The following is a 21134-nucleotide window of genomic DNA, read 5'->3' as shown; positions in this document are numbered from 1 at the left end:
CTTTCTTTTGATTCAACTGAGCGAATTCCGTTATGCGTTTAAACCCCGGCCAACAACGAGCTGTCGAATTTGTCACCGGTCCTTGTCTGGTGCTGGCCGGTGCTGGCTCGGGTAAAACCCGCGTGATCACCAACAAAATCGCCCACCTGATCCGCGAATGTGGCTATCAGGCGCGCCATATCGCCGCCGTAACCTTTACCAATAAAGCCTCGCGCGAGATGAAAGAGCGCGTGGCGCAGACGTTGGGGCGTAAAGAGGCACGCGGCCTAATGATTTCCACCTTTCATACGCTGGGACTGGAGATCATTAAACGCGAATACAAGGCGCTGGGAATGAAAGCCAGCTTCTCGCTGTTCGACGATCAGGATCAGCTGGCCTTGCTTAAAGACCTGACCAAACAGTGGTTGGAAGAGGACAAGACGCTGTTACAGCAGCTGATTTCCACCATCTCCAACTGGAAGAACGATCTGGTCGATCCGCAGGGCGCAGCGGGTTTGGCGCAATCGCAGCGTGACCAGATTTTTGCTCACTGTTATCAGCTGTATGACCAACACCTGAAGTCCTGCAACGTGCTGGATTTCGACGACTTAATCGCGCTGCCCACGCTGCTGCTGCAGCGCAATCAGGAAGTGCGCGAACGCTGGCAGCAGCGCATTCGCTATCTGCTGGTGGATGAGTATCAGGACACCAACACCAGCCAATATGAGCTGGTGAAGCTGCTGGTGGGTGCGCGCGCGCGCTTTACCGTGGTGGGCGATGACGATCAGTCAATTTACTCGTGGCGTGGCGCGCGTCCGCAAAACCTGGTGCTGCTGCAGCAGGATTTCCCGGCGCTGGAAGTGGTGAAGCTGGAGCAAAATTATCGCTCGACGCAGCGCATCCTGAAATCGGCCAACATCCTTATCGCCAACAATCCGCACGTATTTGAGAAGCGCCTGTTCTCAGAGTTGGGGCAGGGCAGCGAGCTGAAGGTGCTGAGCGCGAATAACGAAGACCACGAAGCGGAACGCGTGGCGGGCGAATTGATCGCGCATCACTTCATCAACAAAACCGCCTATAAAGATTACGCCATTCTTTATCGCGGCAATCATCAGTCACGCGTGTTCGAGAAGCAGCTGATGCAGAACCGTATTCCGTATCGTATCTCGGGCGGCACGTCGTTCTTTTCTCGTCCGGAAATCAAAGATTTGCTGGCTTATCTGCGCGTGCTGACCAATCAGGAAGATGACAGCGCGTTTCTGCGTATCGTGAATACGCCGCGCCGGGAGATTGGTCCGGCAACGCTGCAGAAGCTGGGCGAATGGGCCAACCTGCGCAATAAAAGCCTGTATAACGCCAGCTTCGATATGGGGCTGGAGCAAACGCTGAGCGGGCGCGGGCTGGAGCATCTGCAGCGCTTTACGCACTGGCTGAGTGAAATCGTCCAACTGACCGAACGCGAGCCAGTGAATGCGGTGCGCGACCTGATTCGCGGCATCGACTACGAAAGCTGGCTGTTTGAAACCTCGCCCAGCCCGAAAGCCGCTGAGATGCGCATGAAGAACGTTAACCTGCTGTTCCAGTGGATGACCGAGATGCTGGAAGGCGATGAGCTGAACGAGCCGATGACGCTGGCGCAGGTGGTGACGCGCTTTACGCTGCGCGACATGATGGAGCGCGGTGAGAGCGACGAAGAGCTCGATCAGGTGCAGCTGATGACGTTGCACGCCTCGAAAGGTCTGGAGTTCCCGTATGTCTATCTGGTTGGCATGGAAGAGGGGTTATTGCCGCACCAGAGCAGTATCGATGAGAACAACATCGAGGAAGAGCGGCGTCTGGCTTACGTGGGGATTACGCGAGCGCAGAAAGAGCTGACCTTTACGTTGTGCCGGGAACGCCGCCAGTACGGCGAGCTGATGCGCCCGGAACCGAGTCGCTTCCTGCTGGAGTTGCCGCAGGACGATGTGGTGTGGGAACGCGAGAAAAAAGTGGTGAGCGCCGAAGAGCGCGTGAAGACCGGGCAGACGCGCGTCGCTGGATTGAGAGCGATGCTGGAGAATGCGAAGAAGGGTTGAGTTCCCGGTCCGTGCTCGCAGTCCCCCTCCTCGGTCCGTGCTCGCAGTCCCCCTCCTCGGTCCTCCCCCATGAATGGGGGAGGAAGATGCTGCTATATGTGAGTCGGAAAATGCATGTGGCAGCATCTCCTTCCCCCGCGGGCGGGGGAAGGTCGGGATGGAGGACAGCCAGCGCAATCCCAATCAGGAAATCGTCAGTAACCAGTGCACGTAGGACTGATAATGACTCTCCTGCTCTAACAGCTCAGAACGCAGCGGATGCGCTTCGCGCCAACCGGCCGGCAACGTCAAATGCAGTGCATCATCATCCGCCTGTAAACGCACGGCAGGCAAAGTGTCATCGCGACGACGACTTGAGAAGATAATCGCTAAGCGTAGCAAACGACTTAAACGCTCCGCCATGCGCGGCGGTACGGCGTTTTGCTGGGTCAGCAAGGCTAAATCGATGCTGCCGCTTTGGTTCTGCAGCAGGCAAGCCAGCATTTTTTTCTGCGCGGGAGTGAAGCCAGGAAGATCGAGATGACGAATCAGGTAAGCGGCGTGTTGCGGTGCCTGGCGGAAATCGACGCTCAGGCCAATTTCGTGGATAGAACAGGCGCTAAGGAGTAGATCGCGACATCGGTTATCCAGCTTCCAACGGCTGCTCACCTGACGGAAGAAACTTTCCGCCAACTGACGTACGCGACCGGCCTGGTCAATATCAATGGCAAAACGACGCTGCACGTTCTGCAATGTGCGGCTGCGGATATCACGATCCACCGGCAGATGCAGCATGCCATACACTAAACCTTCGCGCAGTGCGCCGCCGGCCAGCGTCATACCTTCAATGCTGAGTTCCTGGAAGATAGCGATGAGAATCGATAAACCGCTCGGGAACACTAAGGCGCGCTCCAGCGTCAATCCTTCAATTTCCAGCTCTTCCAACTTGCCGCACTGAATCGCGCGCTGTTTCAGCTGTTGCAGTTTGCTTAAGGTGATGCGCTCATCCATGCCCTGCGCCATCATAATTTCCTGCAACGCTTGTACGGTGCCCGACGCTCCGACGCAAATTTGCCAGCCTTTCTCGCGCAGCGCTGCGGCCACCGGACGGATCATCTCGCGCGCGGCCAGTTCGGCCAGCTCGAAATTCTCCTGGGCCAGATGACGATCGCTGAAGTAGCGTTCAAGCCAGGTTACGCAACCCATCGACAAGCTGAACAGCGTGGTGGCATGTGAACCTTCGCCAGTCACCAGTTCGGTGCTGCCACCGCCGATGTCGACCACTAAACGCTGATCGGAACCGCCGGTGGTATGCGCTACACCCTGATAAATCAGGCGTGCTTCCTCTTCGCCGCTGATGACATTCACCGCGCAGCCAAGAATGTGTTCAGCCGTTGTGAGGAAATCCTGCGCATTTTCGGCAAGGCGCAGCGTGGCGGTTGCCACCACGCGGATTTGTTCCGGAGGAATATCCTGCAGCTGTTCGGAGAACAACTTCAGGCACTGCCAGCCGCGTTGCATCGCCTCAGCGGAGAGGTGATTCGCTTTGTCGAGGCCAGCCGCCAGACGCACTTTGCGCTTTATCCGCGCGACGGTCTGAATGCTGCCAGACACCTCGCGCACCACCAACATATGAAAGCTGTTAGAACCTAAATCAATCGCTGCATAAAGTGACGATGCGCTTAGCATGGTGTGCTTAACCCGAACGTTTACGGTTGCTATTGCGCGGCGCGCCGCTCCGACGGTTACTGTTGTTCCCGCCACGGCGTGGGCCGTTACCCGAGCGGCTGCGTTGCAGACGTTTCGGCGGTGGCAGTTCGCTCATCAGCGCATCGCTGTTGTACTTGCTGACCGGAATACCGTGACCAATATACTCTTCGATTGCCGGCAGGTTCAGCGCGTACTCTTCGCACGCCAGGCTGATGGAGTGACCGCTGGCACCCGCGCGGCCAGTACGACCAATACGGTGAACGTAGTCTTCACGATCGTCAGGCAGATCGTAGTTGAACACATGCGTGACGGCAGGAATGTGCAAACCCCGTGCCGCGACGTCGGTGGCAACCAGGATATCCACATCGCCTTTGGTGAAGTCATCGAGGATACGCAGACGTTTTTTCTGCGCTACATCGCCGGTCAGCAGACCCACGCGATGACCATCGGCAGCCAGATGGCCCCAAATGTCTTCACAGCGGTGCTTGGTGTTGGCGAAGATGATGGCGCGATCTGGCCACTCTTCTTCTACCAGCGTCTGCAGCAAGCGCATTTTCTCTTCATTTGAAGGGTAGAAAAGCTCTTCTTTAATACGGTGGCCGGTTTTCTGCTCGGGTTCCACTTCCACGTATTCGGCGTTGTTCATGTGCTCAAACGCCAGTTCACGCACGCGGTAAGACAAGGTTGCAGAGAACAGCATACTCAGGCGTTGGGTGGCCGGCGGCATGCGGCGGAACAGCCAACGAATGTCTTTAATAAAGCCGAGATCGAACATGCGATCGGCTTCATCCAGCACAACAACCTGAATCGCGCCCAGGTTGACATGGTTCTGCTTGGCGTAGTCGATCAGACGTCCGGTGGTGCCCACCAGAATATCGACACCATCAGCCAGCACTTTCAGCTGTTTATCGTAGCCGTCGCCACCATAAGCCAGGCCCAGCTTTAAGCCAGTGACTTTCGCTAATGGTTCTGCATCGGCATGAATTTGTACGGCGAGCTCACGCGTCGGGGCCATGATCAGCGCACGTGGCTGATTGATCTGGCGACCTTCTGCGGCAGGATGAGAAAGAAGATAATGAAACGTTGACGTCAGGAACGCCATCGTTTTGCCGGTACCGGTTTGCGCCTGACCCGCAACATCACGCCCTGAAAGCGTAAAAGGCAATGCGAGCGCCTGGATAGGCGTGCAGTTAGAAAAGCCTTTGGTATCAAGGGCTTCTACCACCTGAGGGTGCAGGGCGAAGTCGGAAAACTTCTGTTCAGTTAAGTGTGTTTTGCTCATAGTGTGGTAGAATATCAGCTTACTAGCGCTTTACGAAAGCGTATCCGATGAAATAAAGTCAACCTACGTTGGTATCATTTCCGCCAATTCGCCAGGCGCAATCTTTTGGAGTTAAACATGAGCAGCGATAAGATCGTTCACTTGACCGATGACAGTTTCGACACAGACGTACTGAAAGCAGACGGTGTCACTCTGGTAGATTTCTGGGCTGAATGGTGTGGTCCTTGCAAAATGATCGCCCCAATTCTCGACGAAGTCGCAGAAGAGTACGAAGGTAAACTTACCATCGCTAAGTTGAACATTGATGACAACCCGGGTACAGCGCCAAAATATGGCATCCGCGGTATCCCAACTCTGCTGCTGTTCAAGAACGGTGAAGTGGCGGCAACCAAGGTTGGCGCACTGTCTAAAGGACAGTTGAAAGAGTTCCTGAACGCCAACCTGGCCTAAGCCCGGCGCGGTGTTTGTTCGGCAGTGGTGAATTTTTTCGCCACTGCTGGACGTCTCACTTTAAGCGTGTTAAGTTAATTTCACTGCATTACGCTCTTACCTTGTAGTTTGCATCTAAGTTTTCCCTTGTCAGACCCTACTCGCAATGAACGTTATCGTGGTTTGGCAATCTGATGACTAGCACATTCGGCATCATCTTTCGACTGTCTCCTCGTTTCCTATCGCCACATCTGACGATAATCGTCGAGCTGAGTTGAAAAAGAGCCATTAACAGGCATGGAATTTTTGCCATACCACTCACGACAATCATTTCGAGAATTACCCCGAGTTTAAGAACCCATCACTATGAATCTTACCGAATTAAAGAATACGCCGGTTTCTGAGCTGATTACCCTCGGCGAAAATATGGGGCTGGAAAACCAGGCGCGTATGCGCAAGCAGGATATTATTTTCTCTATCCTGAAACAGCACGCAAAAAGCGGCGAAGACATCTTTGGTGATGGTGTGCTGGAGATATTACAGGATGGATTTGGTTTCCTCCGTTCTGGAGATAGCTCCTACCTCGCCGGTCCCGATGATATCTACGTCTCTCCTAGCCAAATCCGCCGCTTCAACCTCCGCACTGGTGACACCATTTCTGGCAAGATTCGCCCGCCAAAAGAGGGTGAACGCTACTTTGCGCTGTTGAAAGTTAATGAAGTTAACTACGACAAGCCGGAAAACGCGCGTAACAAGATTCTGTTCGAAAACCTTACGCCGCTGCACGCCAGCAAGCGTATGCGTATGGAACGCGGTAATGGCTCGACTGAAGATCTGACCGCACGCGTGCTGGATCTGGCTTCTCCGATTGGTCGTGGTCAACGTGGTCTGATTGTGGCGCCGCCGAAAGCGGGTAAAACCATGCTGCTGCAGAACATCGCGCAGAGCATCGCCTACAACTATCCAGATTGCCTGCTGATGGTGCTGCTGATTGACGAACGTCCGGAAGAAGTGACCGAGATGCAGCGTCTGGTTAAAGGTGAAGTGATCGCTTCGACCTTTGATGAGCCAGCGTCACGTCACGTGCAGGTTGCTGAGATGGTGATCGAGAAGGCCAAGCGCCTGGTTGAGCACAAGAAAGATGTGATCATCCTGCTTGACTCCATCACGCGTCTGGCGCGTGCCTACAACACCGTGGTTCCAGCATCAGGTAAAGTGCTGACCGGTGGTGTGGATGCTAACGCCCTGCATCGTCCGAAGCGTTTCTTCGGTGCGGCACGTAACGTGGAAGAGGGCGGCAGCCTGACCATCATCGCGACCGCGCTGGTTGATACCGGTTCGAAGATGGACGAAGTGATTTACGAAGAGTTTAAAGGTACAGGTAACATGGAATTGCACCTCTCGCGCAAAATCGCCGAGAAGCGTGTATTCCCAGCGATTGACTACAATCGTTCCGGTACCCGTAAAGAAGAGCTGCTCACTACGCAGGAAGAGCTGCAGAAGATGTGGATTCTGCGCAAAATCATCCATCCAATGGGTGAAATCGACGCGATGGAGTTCCTCATCAACAAACTGGCCATGACGAAAACCAACGACGAATTCTTCGATATGATGAAGCGTTCCTAAGTTGCGATCGGCGAGTCGCTAAGCCAAGCGGTGATTCGCACAATATGCCAGGAAATATTGCTAACGCCACGTCTTAACGTGGCGTTTTTTATTTATGGGCATTAGGATTAGCGCAGTCAGGAAGCTTTTATATTGACTGTGACAGAGATTCGTTTGTTTTTTCAGCAATCAGACTTTTCTGTAGCAGAATTCGGAATAGGGATATACGGCAATGGCGGGTGTTTTGCATATTGTTGTCCACGATTTTAGCTGAGAGCATTAACGTGAATTTACTCACTATGAGTACTGAGCTTGGTTTAGTTTTTCTTTTTACTTTAGTGTTCCTGTTTTTTGCTCGCAAAGCAGCTAAAAAAATTGGGCTTGTGGACACACCAAACTCCAGAAAAAGGCACCATGGCGCCATTCCGTTAGTTGGCGGCATTTCCGTGTACGCGGGAATCTGCTTCGCTTTTGCCATCTCAAATTATTATTTGCCGCACGCGATGCTGTATCTGAGTTGTGCGGGCGTATTGGTGCTGGTTGGCGCACTGGACGATCGCTTCGATATCAGCGTTAAAATTCGTGCGCTGGTGCAGGCGGCGGTTGCCATCGTGATGATGGTCGGCGCCAAACTCTATTTGCTCAGTCTGGGCTTCATTATCGGGCCGGTTGAGTTAATTGTCGGTCCCTTTGGCTACGTATTGACGCTATTCGCCGTATGGGCCGCCATTAACGCGTTCAATATGGTGGATGGGATTGATGGCCTGCTTGGCGGCCTCTCCAGCGTCACTTTCGCCGCCATCGGCATCATTCTCTATTTTGACGGCCAGACCAGCCTCGCCATGTGGTGCTTCGCGATGATCGCCGCCACCATTCCTTATATCCTGCTTAATCTCGGCTTGATTGGCCGTCGCTACAAAGTGTTTATGGGCGATGCCGGCAGCACCATGATCGGTTTCACCATCATCTGGATTCTGCTGGAAACCACCCAAGGCCTGAGCCATCCGATCACGCCCGTCACCGCGCTGTGGCTGATCGCGATTCCGCTGATGGATATGGTGGCGATTATGTATCGCCGTTTGCGCAAAGGCATGAGCCCGTTTTCCGCTGACCGCCAGCACATCCACCATTTAATTATGCGCGCCGGATTCACGTCACGTCAGGCGTTCCTGCTGATTACCGTCGCCGCCGCGCTTCTGGCGGGTATTGGTGTGCTCGGCGAGTATCTGGCTTTCATCCCGGAATGGGTGATGCTGGTGCTGTTCATGATGGCATTCCTCCTTTATGGCTATTGCCTGAAACACGCATGGCGCGTGGCGCGCAAAATCCGTCGCATTAAACGTCGCTGGCAAAGCAGCGAAGATAAAAAATAAATTACCCAGAAAGTACCCTGATAAGGATTTTGTTATGACCTCTGTCGTTGTGGAGAACGAACTGGATATACGTGGCCTTGGCTGCACACTCTGGCGTGGTAAACGCTGGATTATCGGTCTGGCGCTGCTGTTTGCGCTGGTTGCCTGGTTAGCATCGATGTTAATGAAGCAGGCGTGGAGCACCACGGCGGTGACCGATCGTCCAACGGTCAATATGCTGGGTGATTTCTTCGTACAGCAGCAATTCCTCAATAATCTGGATGTGCGCACCAATACGCTCAATCTCAGTTCGCCAGCGCCGACCGTGATGGATGAGGTTTATCAGGAGTTCACCATGCAGCTGGCATCATGGGATACGCGCCGTGATTTCTGGCAGCAGACCGAATACTTCAAAAGCCGCAAAAGCGGTAACGCGCACAACGATGCGGCGCTGCTCGACGACCTGATCACCAACATTCAGTTCACCGCTGCCGACCCGGCGCGCAATATCTTAGATAACATTAAGCTGGTGGCCGAAACCGCCAGCGATGCTAACAATCTGCTGCGTCAATATATCGCCTACGCCAGCGAGCGTGCGGCGCGTCATCTTAATGCGGAGCTGAAAGGCGCCTGGCAGGCGCGCAGCGTGCAGCTGGCGTCGCAGGTCAACCGCCAGCAGGAAGTGGCGCAGGCGGTATTTGAACGTCAACGTCAGCGCATCGAACAGGCGCTGAAAGTGGCGAGCGAGCAGGGGATTAAAGAGAACCGCGCGCCGGCAACCGGCGAAGCGCTGCCAGACAGCGATCGTTTCCTGCTGGGTCAGCAAATGCTGCAGGCGCAACTCGACACTTTACAAGCCAGCGGGCCTGCTTACGATTTAAGCTATGATCAAAACAAAGCGATGCTGAGTACGCTGCAGGCCGGTCCGCGTCTGGATAAACAATTCCAGACTTACCGCTATTTGCGCACCCCGGAAGAGCCGGTGTCGCGCGATAGTCCGCGCCGCCTGTTTATGATGATCATGTGGGGCGTAATTGGCGCGCTGGTCGGTGCGGGAGTGGCGCTGATGCGTCGTCCGCGTTCAACGTTAGCAACGAGCCATTAAGAGAAGCCACGTGAAAGTTCTGACGGTATTTGGCACGCGTCCTGAAGCGATCAAAATGGCTCCGCTGGTGCAGGCGCTGGCGCAGGATGCTGCGTTCGAGTCACGCCTATGCGTCACCGCACAACATCGTGAAATGCTCGACCAGGTGCTGCGTTTGTTCCAGCTGCAGCCTGATTATGATCTGAATATCATGCGCCCGGAGCAAGGGCTGACGGAGATCACCAGCCGCATACTGCAGGGCATGAAAACCGTACTCGCCGATTTCCAGCCGGATGTGGTGTTAGTGCACGGCGATACCACCACCACGTTTGCGGCCAGCCTGGCGGCGTTTTATCACCAGATTCCGGTGGGTCACGTAGAAGCGGGATTGCGTACCGGCAACCTGATGTCGCCGTGGCCGGAAGAGGCCAATCGCACGCTCACCGGCCATCTCGCCAGTTATCACTTCACGCCCACGCAAAATTCGCGACAAAATTTGCTGCGCGAGAATCTGCCAGATGCGCGCATTTTCGTGACGGGCAACACGGTGATTGATGCGCTGCTGTGGGTGCGTGATCGCGTGCTGGACGATGCCGATCTCAATGCCCGCCTCGCCGCGCGCTATCCGTTCCTCGACGCTGACAAAAAACTCATTCTGGTTACGGGTCATCGCCGCGAAAGTTTTGGCGACGGCTTTGAACGCATTTGCAGTGCGCTGGCGCAAATCGCGCGCCAGCATCCGCAGGTGCAAATTGTCTATCCCGTGCACCTCAATCCCAACGTCAGCGAGCCGGTTAACCGCATTCTCAGCGGCATCGAGAATATCATCCTGATTGAGCCGCAAGAGTATCTGCCGTTTGTCTGGCTGATGAATCGCTCATGGCTGATTCTCACCGACTCCGGTGGCATTCAGGAAGAAGCGCCGTCATTAGGCAAACCGGTGCTGGTGATGCGCGATACCACCGAGCGTCCGGAAGCGGTGGAGGCAGGCACGGTGAAACTGGTCGGCACCGATATCAGTAAAATTGTCGCTGAAGTCAGCCTGCTGTTGCAGGACGATGAAGCCTGGCAGGCAATGAGTCGCGCGCACAATCCGTATGGCGATGGCCATGCCTGCGCGCGCATCTTGCAGGCCCTAAAACAACACAGAGTGTAACCATGCGTTTTGAAACCATTTCCGTTATCGGACTGGGCTACATTGGGCTGCCAACGGCGGCCGTTTTTGCCTCAAAGGGAAAGAAAGTCGTTGGCGTGGATATTAATGTCCGCGCCGTTGAAACCATCAATCGTGGCGATATCCATATCGTGGAACCCGAGTTGGGTGATGTGGTGCGCGAAGCCGTGCGTGCCGGTCATCTACGTGCGACTACACAGGCCGAAGCCGCCGATGCATTCCTGATCGCCGTGCCCACGCCGTTTATCGGCGACCATCAGCCGGATCTCAGCTATGTGCAGGCCGCGGCGCTGTCGATTGCACCCGTGTTAAAAGCGGGCGATCTGGTGATCCTCGAATCGACGTCGCCGGTGGGCGCCACCGAGCAAATGGTGGAATGGCTGGCGGCGGCGCGTCCCGATTTGCGTTTCCCGCAGCACGGTGATGCGTGCGATGTGTTTATCGCTTACTGCCCGGAGCGCGTGTTGCCCGGCAAAGTGATGGTTGAACTGCTGGAAAACGATCGCGTCATTGGTGGCATGACGCCAGCCTGTTCCGCACGCGCCAGCGAGCTGTACCGCATTTTCCTGCGCGGCGCGTGTGTGGAAACCAATGCGCGTACCGCCGAGATGTGCAAATTGACAGAAAACAGCTTCCGCGATGTGAATATCGCCTTTGCCAATGAGCTGTCGCTGATTTGCGCCGAGCAGGGCATCAACGTGTGGGAGCTGATAGCGCTGGCGAATCGCCATCCGCGCGTCAACATCCTGCAACCCGGACCGGGCGTCGGCGGGCACTGTATCGCCGTCGATCCGTGGTTTATCGTGGCGCAGAATCCAGAACAGGCGCGACTGATTCGCACCGCACGTGAAGTGAATGATGCCAAACCGGGCTGGGTGCTGGATCAGGTAAAGCAGGCGTTAGCAGAGTGCCTCACCGCCAGCGGCAAACGCGCCAGCGATGTCACCATTGCCTGCTTTGGTCTGGCCTTCAAACCGAATATTGACGATTTGCGCGAAAGTCCGGCGATGAGCGTCGCCCATCGTATTGCCGAGTGGCACAGCGGCGCAACCTGGGTGGTTGAACCGCATGTGGAAGACATTCCGCAACGTCTGGCGCACGAAGCCACGCTGGTTGCTACGGATGTAGCGCTGCAGCAGGCGGATATTCTGGTGATGCTGGTTGATCACGCACAGTTCCGCGCGATTGATGCGGCCCAGCTTGCCCAGCCGTGGATTGTTGATACCAAAGGCGTGTGGCGATGAAACAGTTTTTGGTGACCGGCGGGGCAGGATTTATCGGTTCTGCGCTGGTACGTTTTCTGCTTGAAAACACCGAACACCGCGTGGTGGTGGTCGATAAGCTGAGCTATGCCGGCAATCTGGCGTCGCTGGCGCCGGTGCAACAGAATGCACGTTTCGCCTTCGAACAGGTGGATATTTGCCATCGCGCTGAGCTGGATCGCGTCATGGCGCACTATCAACCGGATTGCATTATGCATCTGGCGGCAGAAAGTCATGTTGACCGCTCGATCGATGGACCTATCGCCTTCGTCGAAACCAATATTGTCGGCACCTATCAGCTGCTGGAAGCGGCGCGTCATTACTGGAATGGCATGGCAGATGAACGTAAAAAAGGCTTCATTCTGCACCATATCTCCACTGATGAAGTGTTTGGTGACCTGCACGGTAGCGACGACTTCTTTACCGAAACCACGCCGTATGCGCCGAGCAGCCCCTATTCGGCGACCAAAGCCAGCAGCGATCATCTGGTGCGCGCCTGGCTGCGCACCTACGGTTTGCCGGTCATCATCACTAACTGCTCCAACAATTACGGACCGTATCATTTCCCGGAGAAGCTGATCCCACTCACCATCATTAATGCGCTGGCGGGCAAACCGCTGCCAGTGTATGGCAACGGCAGCCAGATACGCGACTGGCTATATGTAGAGGATCACGCGCGGGCGCTGTATAGCGTGGTGAGCAGCGGCAAAGTAGGGGAAACCTACAATATTGGTGGTCATAACGAGCGACGTAATCTTGAAGTGGTGGAAACGCTGTGCGATCTGCTGGATGAGTTGGCGCCGCAGCAGCGTGCACCGCACCTGAGCCACTACCGTGACCTGATTACCTTTGTTAGCGATCGTCCCGGCCACGACCAGCGCTACGCCATCGACGCCAGTAAAATTGAGCGTGAGCTGGGTTGGACGCCGCAGGAAACCTTTGAGAGCGGCATTCGTAAAACCGTGCAATGGTATCTGGCAAACCCGCAATGGTGGCAGGCGATTCTTAACGGCAGCTATCGCGGTGAGCGTCTGGGATTAGCCACGCCGCGTTAAACGCACTTCAGAAGGAGCAGCGATGAAAGGCATTATTTTAGCCGGAGGTTCGGGCACGCGTTTGCATCCGATTACCCGCGCCATCTCGAAACAGCTGTTGCCGGTATATGACAAACCCATGATTTACTATCCGCTGTCGGTACTGATGCTGGCAGGGATTCGCGAAATTTTGATCATCACCACGCCAGAAGATCGCGCCCATTTTGAACGCTTACTGGGCGACGGCAGTGAATTTGGGATTCAGCTAACCTATGCAGAACAACCCAGTCCTGATGGGCTGGCGCAGGCATTTATTATTGGCGAAAGTTTTATTGGTGACGATCACTGTTGTCTGGTGCTGGGCGACAATCTCTATTTCGGCCAGGGTTTCAGCCCCAAGCTGAAGAAAGTGGCCGCGCGCAGCAGCGGCGCGACCGTCTTTGCTTATCAGGTGATGGATCCGGAGCGTTTTGGCGTGGTGGAGTTTGATGACGACTTTAACGCGCTCTCCATTGAGGAAAAACCGCAGCAGCCGAAATCGCGCTGGGCGGTCACCGGCCTCTATTTTTACGACAACCGCGTGGTGGAGTTCGCCAAACAGGTGAAACCTTCCGAGCGCGGTGAGCTGGAAATCACCGCCATCAACCAGATGTATCTCGATCAGGGCGAGCTTGCGGTGGAGTTGCTGGGGCGCGGATTTGCCTGGCTGGATACCGGCACGCACGACAGCCTGATTGAGGCGAGTATGTTTGTGCAGACGGTGGAAAAACGGCAGGGCTTTAAAATTGCCTGCCTGGAAGAGATTGCATGGCGTAACGGCTGGCTGAGCGATGCCCAGCTTTTAGCCGCGGCTCAGGCGCTAACCAAAACCGGCTACGGCCAGTATCTGCTGGATGTTCACAATGCCCGTCCGCGTCAATATTGATTCCCTTACGTGGGAAAATGAGTTCTTCGGTCAGAACAGCGCGCGCTTATCGCTGGATGGCGATTTGACGCTGGCCGAGGCCCTTCAGCAGCCGTATGCGCTGTGGCAAGTGAAGGTGCCCGCTGAACGCGTTGATGCCATCGATGCGCTGAGCCAGCATGGTTTTCAGTTAGTGGAAGGCGAAGCTGACCTTTCCCTCAGCATCAAACATACCGAGCGGCAAGTTGGCGTGCGCATTGCGCGGGAAGCACAAATCCCGGCACTGCGTGAAGCGGCTGCGCAGGCGTTTAGCCAAAGTCGCTTCCGCGCGCCGTGGTTTGCTGCAGCAGACAGCGGACGTTTCTACGCGCAGTGGATTGAAAATGCGGTGCGCGGCACCTTTGATAATCAATGTCTGGTGGCCTGCGATGAGCAGGGCGCGCTGCAAGGTTTCGTCTCGATGCGCGAAGTGGACGGCGACATGCGCATCGGTCTGCTGGCGGTATTGCCCGCCGCACAAGGTTGCGGCGTCGGCCAGCGCCTGCTGCTCGCCGCCGCCGACTGGGGCCGTGTGCGTCAGCTAACGCATCTGCGCGTGGCGACCCAGCTCAGCAATCTCACGGCGTTGCGCCTCTATTTACGCAGCGGTGCGCGGCTGGAAAGCACCGCTTACTGGTTCTACAGGAAAGCCTCATGATCCCATTTAATGCGCCGCCGATTGTCGGCAGCGAAGTTGAATATATGCAGTCGGCGATGGCCAGCGGCAAGCTGTGCGGCGATGGCGGCTTTACTCGCCGCTGCCAGCAGTGGATGGAACAGCATTTCGGCAGCAAAAAAGTGCTGCTGACGCCATCCTGCACCGCATCGCTGGAGATGGCGGCGCTGCTGATTGACCTGCAGCCTGGCGATGAGGTGATCATGCCGAGCTACACCTTCGTCTCCACCGCCAACGCCTTTGTGCTGCGCGGCGCGACCATTGTGTTTGTCGATGTGCGCCCCGATACGCTAAATATCGATGAAACGCTGATTGAAGCGGCGATCACGCCGAAAACCCGCGCCATCGTGCCAGTGCATTACGCGGGCGTGGCCTGCGAGATGGACAGCATCATGGCGCTGGCGGCGAAGCATAAACTCTATGTTATCGAGGATGCCGCGCAAGGCGTGATGTCGCAGTACAAAGGACGCGCGCTCGGCACCATTGGTCACATTGGCTGCTTTAGCTTTCACGAAACTAAAAATTACACCGCCGGCGGTGAAGGTGGCGCAACGCTGATCAATGACGCGAAGCTGGTGGATCGTGCCGAGATCATTCGTGAAAAAGGCACCAACCGCAGCCAGTTTTTCCGTGGTCAGGTAGATAAATATACCTGGCGCGATATTGGCTCCAGCTATTTGATGGCGGATTTGCAGGCGGCCTATTTGTGGGCGCAGCTGGAAGCGGCGGAGCAAATTAATCAGCAGCGTTTGCGTTTGTGGCAACGCTACTACGATGCGCTGCGGCCGCTAGCTGCTGCCGGCCGTATTGAGCTGCCGGTGGTGCCGAAAAATTGCCGCCACAATGCACATATGTTCTACATCAAGCTGCGCGACAGCGACGATCGTCAGGCGCTGATCAACTGGATGAAAGAGGCGGAAATCCTCACGGTGTTCCATTACATCCCGCTGCACTCGTCGCCAGCGGGTGAACGTTTTGGCCGCTTCCACGGTGATGATGCCTTTACCACGCGTGAAAGCGAGCGCCTGCTGCGCCTGCCGCTGTTCTACAACTTATCGGATAACAACCAGCGTACGGTGATCAGTTCGCTGCTGAGTTTCTTTGCCTGATGTCATTAGCAAAAGCATCAGTCTGGACCGCGTCTTCCACGCTGGTAAAAATCGTTGCTGGCCTGCTGGTGGTGAAACTGTTAGCGATAAGCTTCGGACCCGAAGGGATCGGGCAAGCCGGTAACTTCCGCCAGTTGATTACTGTACTCGGCGTATTGGCGGGCGCGGGCATCTTTAACGGCGTCACTACGTTAGTCGCGCAACATCAGCAACAGCCACAACAACTGCGCGCGGTGACCGGCACGGCTTCGGCGATTGTGCTCGGTTTTTCAACGCTGCTGGCGCTGGTGTTTTTGCTGGCGGCAACGCCCATCAGCACGGCGCTGTTTGGTCATGCTGAATATGCCAACGTGGTGCGCATTGTTGCCTTTCTACAGCTCGGTATTGCCTGGGCCAATCTGACGCTGGCGTTGCTGAAGGGCTTCCGCGATGCGCGCGGCAATGCGCTGGCGCTGATTGCCGGAAGTATCGTCGGCGTGCTGGGTTATGTGCTGTGCTGGTGGCTGGGCGGCTATGCTGGTGCGTTAGTGGGATTGGCGCTGGTGCCGGCGCTGCTGGTGTTTCCGGCGTTGCTGATGCTACGTCGCCATCGCGATCGGCTGCCGCTGAGCTGGCTGATGCCAGGCTGGCATCCTGACCTGGCGCGCAATCTGGCGAAGTTTACGCTGATGGCGCTGATCACCTCATTCACCCTGCCGGTGGCGTGGGTGATGATGCGAAATCTGCTGGCCGAGCAGCAAGGCTGGGCGCAGGTTGGTTTATGGCAGGGCGTGACCAGTATTTCCGATGCCTACCTGCAGTTTATCACCGCCACCTTTAGCGTCTGGCTGTTGCCCACGCTGGCGCGGCTGGAGCAGAAACCGCAAATCGCCCGTGAGATTGGGCGTGCGCTGCGCTTTGTGTTACCTGCCGTCGCAGCGGCCAGTTTCTGCGTATGGCTGCTGCGCGATGTCGCTATCTGGCTGCTGTTTTCGCCGCAGTTCAGCGCGATGCGTGACCTTTTCGTCTGGCAGTTGTGCGGTGATGTGTTTAAAGTCGGCGCCTATGTTTTCGGATATCTGGTGATCGCCAAAGCGTCACTGCGCTTCTATATTCTGACGGAAATCAGCCAGTTTGCCCTGCTGACCGGTTTTTCCCATTGGCTGATTCCGCTGCACGGGACCGCCGGGGCCGCGCAGGCTTACATGGCAACCTACGTTCTCTATTTCGCCCTTTGTTGTGGCGCCTTCATGATTTATTGCCGGAAAAAATGACGACTTTTCACGTATTGGGATCGGATATCCCGCATCACAATCATACGGTGCTGCGCTTCTTTAATGACGTAATGAGCGCCGAGCTGCCAGGCGCTGCCCCGCGTCAGTTTATGGTAGTATCCAGCGCGCCCGAAACGCTGCAAGCGTATGCTTCATTGCAGATTGAAACCTTTGCCAGCAAGCATGCGCTGGCGCAAGCGGTGGTGACGCGTGCTGCCGATCGCTCGCAGCGCTTCTTCTTTCACGGCCAGTTTAATCCCAGCATTTGGTTGGCCTTGCTGAGCGGCAAACTGCGTCGTCAGCAGGCGTTCTGGCATGTATGGGGCGCGGATCTCTACGAAGAAGGGCGCGGTCTTAAGTATCAGCTGTTTTATCTGCTGCGCAGAATGGCGCAAGGACGCGTGGCGCGCGTGTTTGCGACGCGCGGTGATTTGCACCATTTCCAGCAGCGTCATCCGCGCGTTCCCGCCTCGCTGCTCTATTTCCCGACGCGCATGCCGGATGTGGCGCTGCCTGCGCCAATGGAAAGCCCCGATTTCACTATTCTGCTCGGTAACTCCGGCGATCGCAGTAATCGTCACATTGCCGGTTTAGAGGCGATTCGAGCCCAGTTTGGTGAACAGGTGAAAATCGTCGTGCCGCTCGGTTATCCGCAGAATAATCACGCTTATATCGATGAGATTGCCGCCGCCGCACAGCGCCTGTTCCCGGCGGGGCAAGTGACGCTGCTGCGCGACAAGATCGACTTTGATGCCTATCTGACATTGCTTAGCCGCTGCCAGCTCGGCTATTTTATGTTCGAGCGCCAGCAAGGCATTGGTACGCTTTGCTTGCTGATTCAGGCCAATATTCCGTTTGTGCTGAACCGCAAAAATCCGTTCTGGCGCGATCTTAGCGAGCAAGGTTTGCCGGTGCTGTTTAGCGAAGATGCGCTGGATAGCGCCAGCGTGGCCGAAGCGCAACGGCAATTAGCGCAGTGCGATCACTCTTCGATCGCCTTTTTTGCCCCCGGCTATCTGGCAGGCTGGCGCGACGCGCTAACCCTGAGTGAAAGGGAGAGAACATGAGCCTGATGCAGTTTAGTGGTCTGCTGGTGGTTTATCTGTGTTCGCTGGGTTTCATTCTGACCCTAACCTGGCGGGAATTTAAACGGGTGCGCTTCAACTTCCACCTGTTCTTCACCATTCTGTTTTTGTTGACCTTCTATTTCGGCTTCCCGCTGACCAGCGTGCTGGTATTCCGCTTTAACGTGGCGGTGGTGCCGCCGGAATATCTGCTGCAGGCGCTGCTGGCCGCTACCAGCTTTTATGCCATCTATTACGTTAGCTACAAGGTGCGGCTGCGGCCGGCCAATGCGCCTGCGCGCAAACCCTGGCTGCAGATGAACCGGGTTGAAACCCATCTGACCTGTCTGCTGCTGGCGCTGGTGGCGATTGGCACCGTGACGGTGTTCTTTATGCACAACGGCCTGCTGCTGTTCCGGCTTTCGGCTTATAACCAGATCTTCTCCAGCGAAGTGTCCGGCGTGGCGCTTAAACGCTTCTTCTACTTCTTTATTCCGGCGATGCTGATTCGCTACTTCCTCAAGCCAACCCAGCGTCAGTGGCTGTGGTTTTTGCTGGTGTCGGTGGCATTTGGCTTGCTGACCTACGCGCTGGTGGGCGGCACGCGCGCCAATATCATTATCGCGTTCGCGCTGTTCTTGTTTATTGGTATAACGCGCGGCTGGATCACGCTGTGGATGCTGGTTGGCGCCGGTGTGATGGCGATTGGCGGTATGTTCTGGCTGGCGTTGCGTCGCTATAACCTCGACGTGGTGGGCGATGAAGCGTTTTATACCTTCCTTTATCTGACGCGCGATACCTTCTCGCCGTGGGAAAATCTGGCGCTGTTACTGCAAAACTACGACAAGATCGATTTTCAGGGGCTGGCACCGATTTGGCGCGATTTCTACGTGTTCATTCCCAGCTGGATGTGGCCGGGACGTCCAACAGCCATTCTTAACAGCGCTAACTACTTTACCTGGGAAGTGCTGAATAACCATTCCGGCTTGGCGATCTCGCCCACGCTGTTGGGCTCGCTGGTGGTGATGGGCGGCGTGTGGTTTATCCCAATCGGTGCGGTGGCTGTCGGCCTGCTGATGAAAGGCTTCGATAACCTTTATCTGTATGGCCGCGATACCAGCAACCGTTACAGCGGGGCGATTTTGCAGAGTTTCTGCTTCGGCGCGGTGTTTAATATGATCGTGCTGGCGCGTGAAGGATTGGATGCTTTCGGCTCGCGCGTGGTGTTCTTTTGTCTGATTTTTGCGGCCTGTATGTGGGCGGCTAAATTGCTTTATTGGCTGTTGGCGCGCGCGGGGTTGATTCGTCCGCGCAGCGAGCCGGTTTTACACAGCCCTTCTTAACCTTTGGGCACAACGGGAAATTCATACCATGGAAACCGATAAGCCGCGCTATAGCCTGCGCGGAGTCGATCTTCACGCCTTCAACGATATGGCGAGCTTTCTGCGCTTTCTGCTGCCCGAGGGTAAACCGCGTTGCGGCACGCTGGTGGCGATGAATGCCGAGAAAATGCTCACGCTGCAAGAAGATGCGCAGCTACGCGCACTGATCGCTGAGGCTGAGTTCAAATATCCGGATGGCATCAGCATCGTCCGTTCGCTACGTAAGAAGTATCCTCAGCTGCAGGTGAACCGCATTGCAGGCGCGGATTTATGGGAAGCGTTGATGGAGAGTGCAGGGCGTAGCGGCATTCCGGTGTTTCTGATTGGTGGACGTCAGGCGGTGCTGCAGGAAACCTGCGACAAGCTGCGCCGACAGTGGAATGTGAATATCGTTGGCAGTCAGGATGGTTACTTTGCGCCTGAAGCGCGCGACGCGCTGTTTGCCCGCATCGCCGCGAGTGGTGCGCAGATTGTCACGGTGGCGCAAGGTTCGCCGCGCCAGGAGCTGTTGATGCGTGATTGCCGCGCCCATTGGCCGCATGCGCTCTATATGGGCGTTGGTGGCACTTACGATGTGTTTACCGGGCACGTTAAGCGCGCGCCCGTTTGGTGGCAAAAGTCCGGACTGGAATGGCTTTATCGCCTTATTCGTCAGCCTTCGCGTCTGCGTCGCCAATTAAAGCTGCTGAAATACTTACGCTATCATTGGCGGGGCGACCTCTGAAATTGCTGGTTTTTCCAGCGAAAATGAGAGGGTAAGCGCCTCAAACTGCTGTAATTATCGATGGAATGCACAAAGCGTAATCAAACGCGTTTTTTTTCTAAAAAAGGGCTGGACAGTATGAGGTCAAGCCCGTAGTATGCCCATCCGCAACGGCGCTACGCGCCCGTAGCTCAGCTGGATAGAGCGCTGCCCTCCGGAGGCAGAGGTCTCAGGTTCGAATCCTGTCGGGCGCGCCATTTAGTTTGTGCGCAAGAGCTTCGGTGGTTGGTTAGACCGCGTTATGCAGTGAATTAGTAAGTGAAACACGCTTACGCACCAGAATTATGGTGGCTATAGCTCAGTTGGTAGAGCCCTGGATTGTGATTCCAGTTGTCGTGGGTTCGAGTCCCATTAGCCACCCCAGATTTTGCTCGGTCACGCGATGGTGGCGGAATTGGTAGACGCGCTAGCTTCAGGTGTTAGTGTTCTTACGGACGTGAGGGTTCAAGTCCCTCCCTTCGCACCAGGCAAAATTACGCTGTAGCGTTAAAGAAGTAAAAAATCGGCGAGTAGCGCAGCTTGGTAGCGCAACTGGTTTGGGACCAGTGGGTCGGAGGTTCGAATCCTCTCTCGCCGACCATATTCGAAAAGCCTGCTTGAAAAAGCAGGCTTTTTTCGTTTGTATCCGCCATTCATATTCTCAACTCTTCCCATCATTTCCTTTGAGCGTAATTCCGCACATTGTCGCTATTTAGATACATATAACTCATTGATTTATATAGGCATGAAAATTCCTTGCATAGCTTGTCGTTCTGCGGAGACAGCTTATTAAGTGATCGTCGCGTTTTACCGACAGTGGCTAACACCGGGATTGTGGCAGGAACTATATCCTGTTGATATTAATTAACTTATTGCACGTGCTGCAACTTTGGCACGTCTTGTGCAATAATCTACCTGTAGATGCTCATTCCACCTCTTATGTTTGCTGATGCTACATAAACCTGGGAATGATGCAGAGCCCCTTACGGCATCCGTTGTC

The 21134-nt window shown here is 55.5% G+C and carries 17 protein-coding genes and 4 tRNA genes; 19 read left to right on the top strand and 2 right to left on the bottom strand.

Going from position 1 to position 21134, the window contains the following annotated elements; all coding sequences use genetic code 11:
• The first annotated feature begins 32 nt into the window (after window positions 1-32).
• Window positions 33-2054: a DNA helicase Rep gene (gene rep / locus ACVLVH_RS18250; RefSeq protein WP_137384900.1), complete on the top strand. Its 2022-nt coding sequence runs from the start codon at window positions 33-35 to the stop codon at window positions 2052-2054.
• 183 nt (window positions 2055-2237) lie between these two features.
• Here rep and gppA read toward each other — a convergent pair whose 3' ends face one another.
• Together gppA and rhlB are read right to left on the bottom strand one after the other, a co-directional pair.
• Window positions 2238-3722, bottom strand: a complete 1485-nt coding sequence (gppA, locus tag ACVLVH_RS18245) for a guanosine-5'-triphosphate,3'-diphosphate diphosphatase (protein ID WP_498949943.1) — start codon at window positions 3720-3722, stop codon at window positions 2238-2240.
• A gap of 7 nt (window positions 3723-3729) precedes the next feature.
• A complete protein-coding gene (gene rhlB, locus ACVLVH_RS18240; protein ID WP_110867909.1) occupies window positions 3730-5025 on the bottom strand; it encodes an ATP-dependent RNA helicase RhlB in 1296 nt (431 codons plus the stop codon).
• A gap of 117 nt (window positions 5026-5142) precedes the next feature.
• On the opposite strand from rhlB, the gene trxA reads away from it, so the two are divergent.
• The 18 genes from trxA (at window position 5143) to ACVLVH_RS18150 (ending at window position 20735) form a co-directional block, all read left to right on the top strand.
• Entirely contained in the window at window positions 5143-5475 is a 333-nt protein-coding gene (trxA, locus tag ACVLVH_RS18235) for a thioredoxin TrxA (RefSeq protein WP_008105741.1), read from the top strand.
• 345 nt (window positions 5476-5820) lie between these two features.
• Window positions 5821-7080 carry a transcription termination factor Rho gene (rho, locus tag ACVLVH_RS18230; RefSeq protein ID WP_008105744.1) on the top strand — a complete coding sequence of 420 codons (1260 nt, stop codon included), beginning with the start codon at window positions 5821-5823 and terminating at the stop codon, window positions 7078-7080.
• A 278-nt stretch (window positions 7081-7358) separates the two neighbouring features.
• Entirely contained in the window at window positions 7359-8432 is a 1074-nt protein-coding gene (wecA, locus tag ACVLVH_RS18225) for a UDP-N-acetylglucosamine--undecaprenyl-phosphate N-acetylglucosaminephosphotransferase (RefSeq protein ID WP_101763775.1), read from the top strand.
• A gap of 34 nt (window positions 8433-8466) precedes the next feature.
• Window positions 8467-9516: an ECA polysaccharide chain length modulation protein gene (gene wzzE / locus ACVLVH_RS18220; protein ID WP_217549625.1), complete on the top strand. Its 1050-nt coding sequence runs from the start codon at window positions 8467-8469 to the stop codon at window positions 9514-9516.
• A 10-nt stretch (window positions 9517-9526) separates the two neighbouring features.
• The gene (wecB, locus tag ACVLVH_RS18215; RefSeq protein WP_101763773.1) at window positions 9527-10651 is read left to right on the top strand and encodes a non-hydrolyzing UDP-N-acetylglucosamine 2-epimerase; all 1125 of its coding nucleotides are present in this window, start codon (window positions 9527-9529) and stop codon (window positions 10649-10651) included.
• 2 nt (window positions 10652-10653) lie between these two features.
• On the top strand, window positions 10654-11913 hold the full coding sequence (gene wecC, locus ACVLVH_RS18210; protein WP_498949942.1) for a UDP-N-acetyl-D-mannosamine dehydrogenase: 1260 nt from the start codon (window positions 10654-10656) through the stop codon (window positions 11911-11913).
• Entirely contained in the window at window positions 11910-12986 is a 1077-nt protein-coding gene (rfbB, locus tag ACVLVH_RS18205) for a dTDP-glucose 4,6-dehydratase (RefSeq protein WP_192414402.1), read from the top strand. Before wecC ends, rfbB begins: the two co-directional genes overlap by 4 nt.
• A 22-nt stretch (window positions 12987-13008) precedes the next feature.
• Window positions 13009-13890 (top strand): glucose-1-phosphate thymidylyltransferase RfbA, encoded by an 882-nt coding sequence (rfbA, locus tag ACVLVH_RS18200; RefSeq protein WP_137384905.1) that lies wholly within the window; start codon window positions 13009-13011, stop codon window positions 13888-13890.
• The gene (rffC, locus tag ACVLVH_RS18195; protein ID WP_101763769.1) at window positions 13868-14566 is read left to right on the top strand and encodes a dTDP-4-amino-4,6-dideoxy-D-galactose acyltransferase; all 699 of its coding nucleotides are present in this window, start codon (window positions 13868-13870) and stop codon (window positions 14564-14566) included. The genes rfbA and rffC overlap by 23 nt, the downstream gene beginning before the upstream one ends.
• On the top strand, window positions 14563-15693 hold the full coding sequence (gene rffA, locus ACVLVH_RS18190; RefSeq protein ID WP_110867915.1) for a dTDP-4-amino-4,6-dideoxygalactose transaminase: 1131 nt from the start codon (window positions 14563-14565) through the stop codon (window positions 15691-15693). Before rffC ends, rffA begins: the two co-directional genes overlap by 4 nt.
• Window positions 15693-16946, top strand: coding sequence for a lipid III flippase WzxE (wzxE, locus tag ACVLVH_RS18185; RefSeq protein WP_101763767.1), 1254 nt, complete (start codon window positions 15693-15695; stop codon window positions 16944-16946). Before rffA ends, wzxE begins: the two co-directional genes overlap by 1 nt.
• Window positions 16943-18013, top strand: a complete 1071-nt coding sequence (gene wecF / locus ACVLVH_RS18180) for a TDP-N-acetylfucosamine:lipid II N-acetylfucosaminyltransferase (protein ID WP_210081006.1) — start codon at window positions 16943-16945, stop codon at window positions 18011-18013. Before wzxE ends, wecF begins: the two co-directional genes overlap by 4 nt.
• Window positions 18010-19353, top strand: coding sequence for an ECA oligosaccharide polymerase (gene wzyE, locus ACVLVH_RS18175; protein ID WP_192236885.1), 1344 nt, complete (start codon window positions 18010-18012; stop codon window positions 19351-19353). The genes wecF and wzyE overlap by 4 nt, the downstream gene beginning before the upstream one ends.
• Window positions 19354-19381: 28 nt before the next feature.
• A complete protein-coding gene (gene wecG / locus ACVLVH_RS18170) occupies window positions 19382-20116 on the top strand; it encodes a lipopolysaccharide N-acetylmannosaminouronosyltransferase (RefSeq protein ID WP_192414408.1) in 735 nt (244 codons plus the stop codon).
• A 159-nt stretch (window positions 20117-20275) separates the two neighbouring features.
• Window positions 20276-20352 (top strand) — tRNA-Arg (locus ACVLVH_RS18165).
• Window positions 20353-20442: 90 nt separating this feature from the next.
• Window positions 20443-20518: transfer RNA gene (locus ACVLVH_RS18160), tRNA-His, on the top strand.
• 16 nt (window positions 20519-20534) lie between these two features.
• A tRNA-Leu gene (locus ACVLVH_RS18155) sits at window positions 20535-20621 on the top strand.
• Window positions 20622-20658: 37 nt separating this feature from the next.
• A tRNA-Pro gene (locus ACVLVH_RS18150) sits at window positions 20659-20735 on the top strand.
• Window positions 20736-21134: the final 399 nt, after the last annotated feature.

It is taken from the genome of Kluyvera sp. 1366 (genome assembly GCF_054823405.1).
The sequence above is the reverse complement of the archived record's forward strand: the minus strand, read 5'-3'. Positions and strand labels throughout refer to the sequence as shown.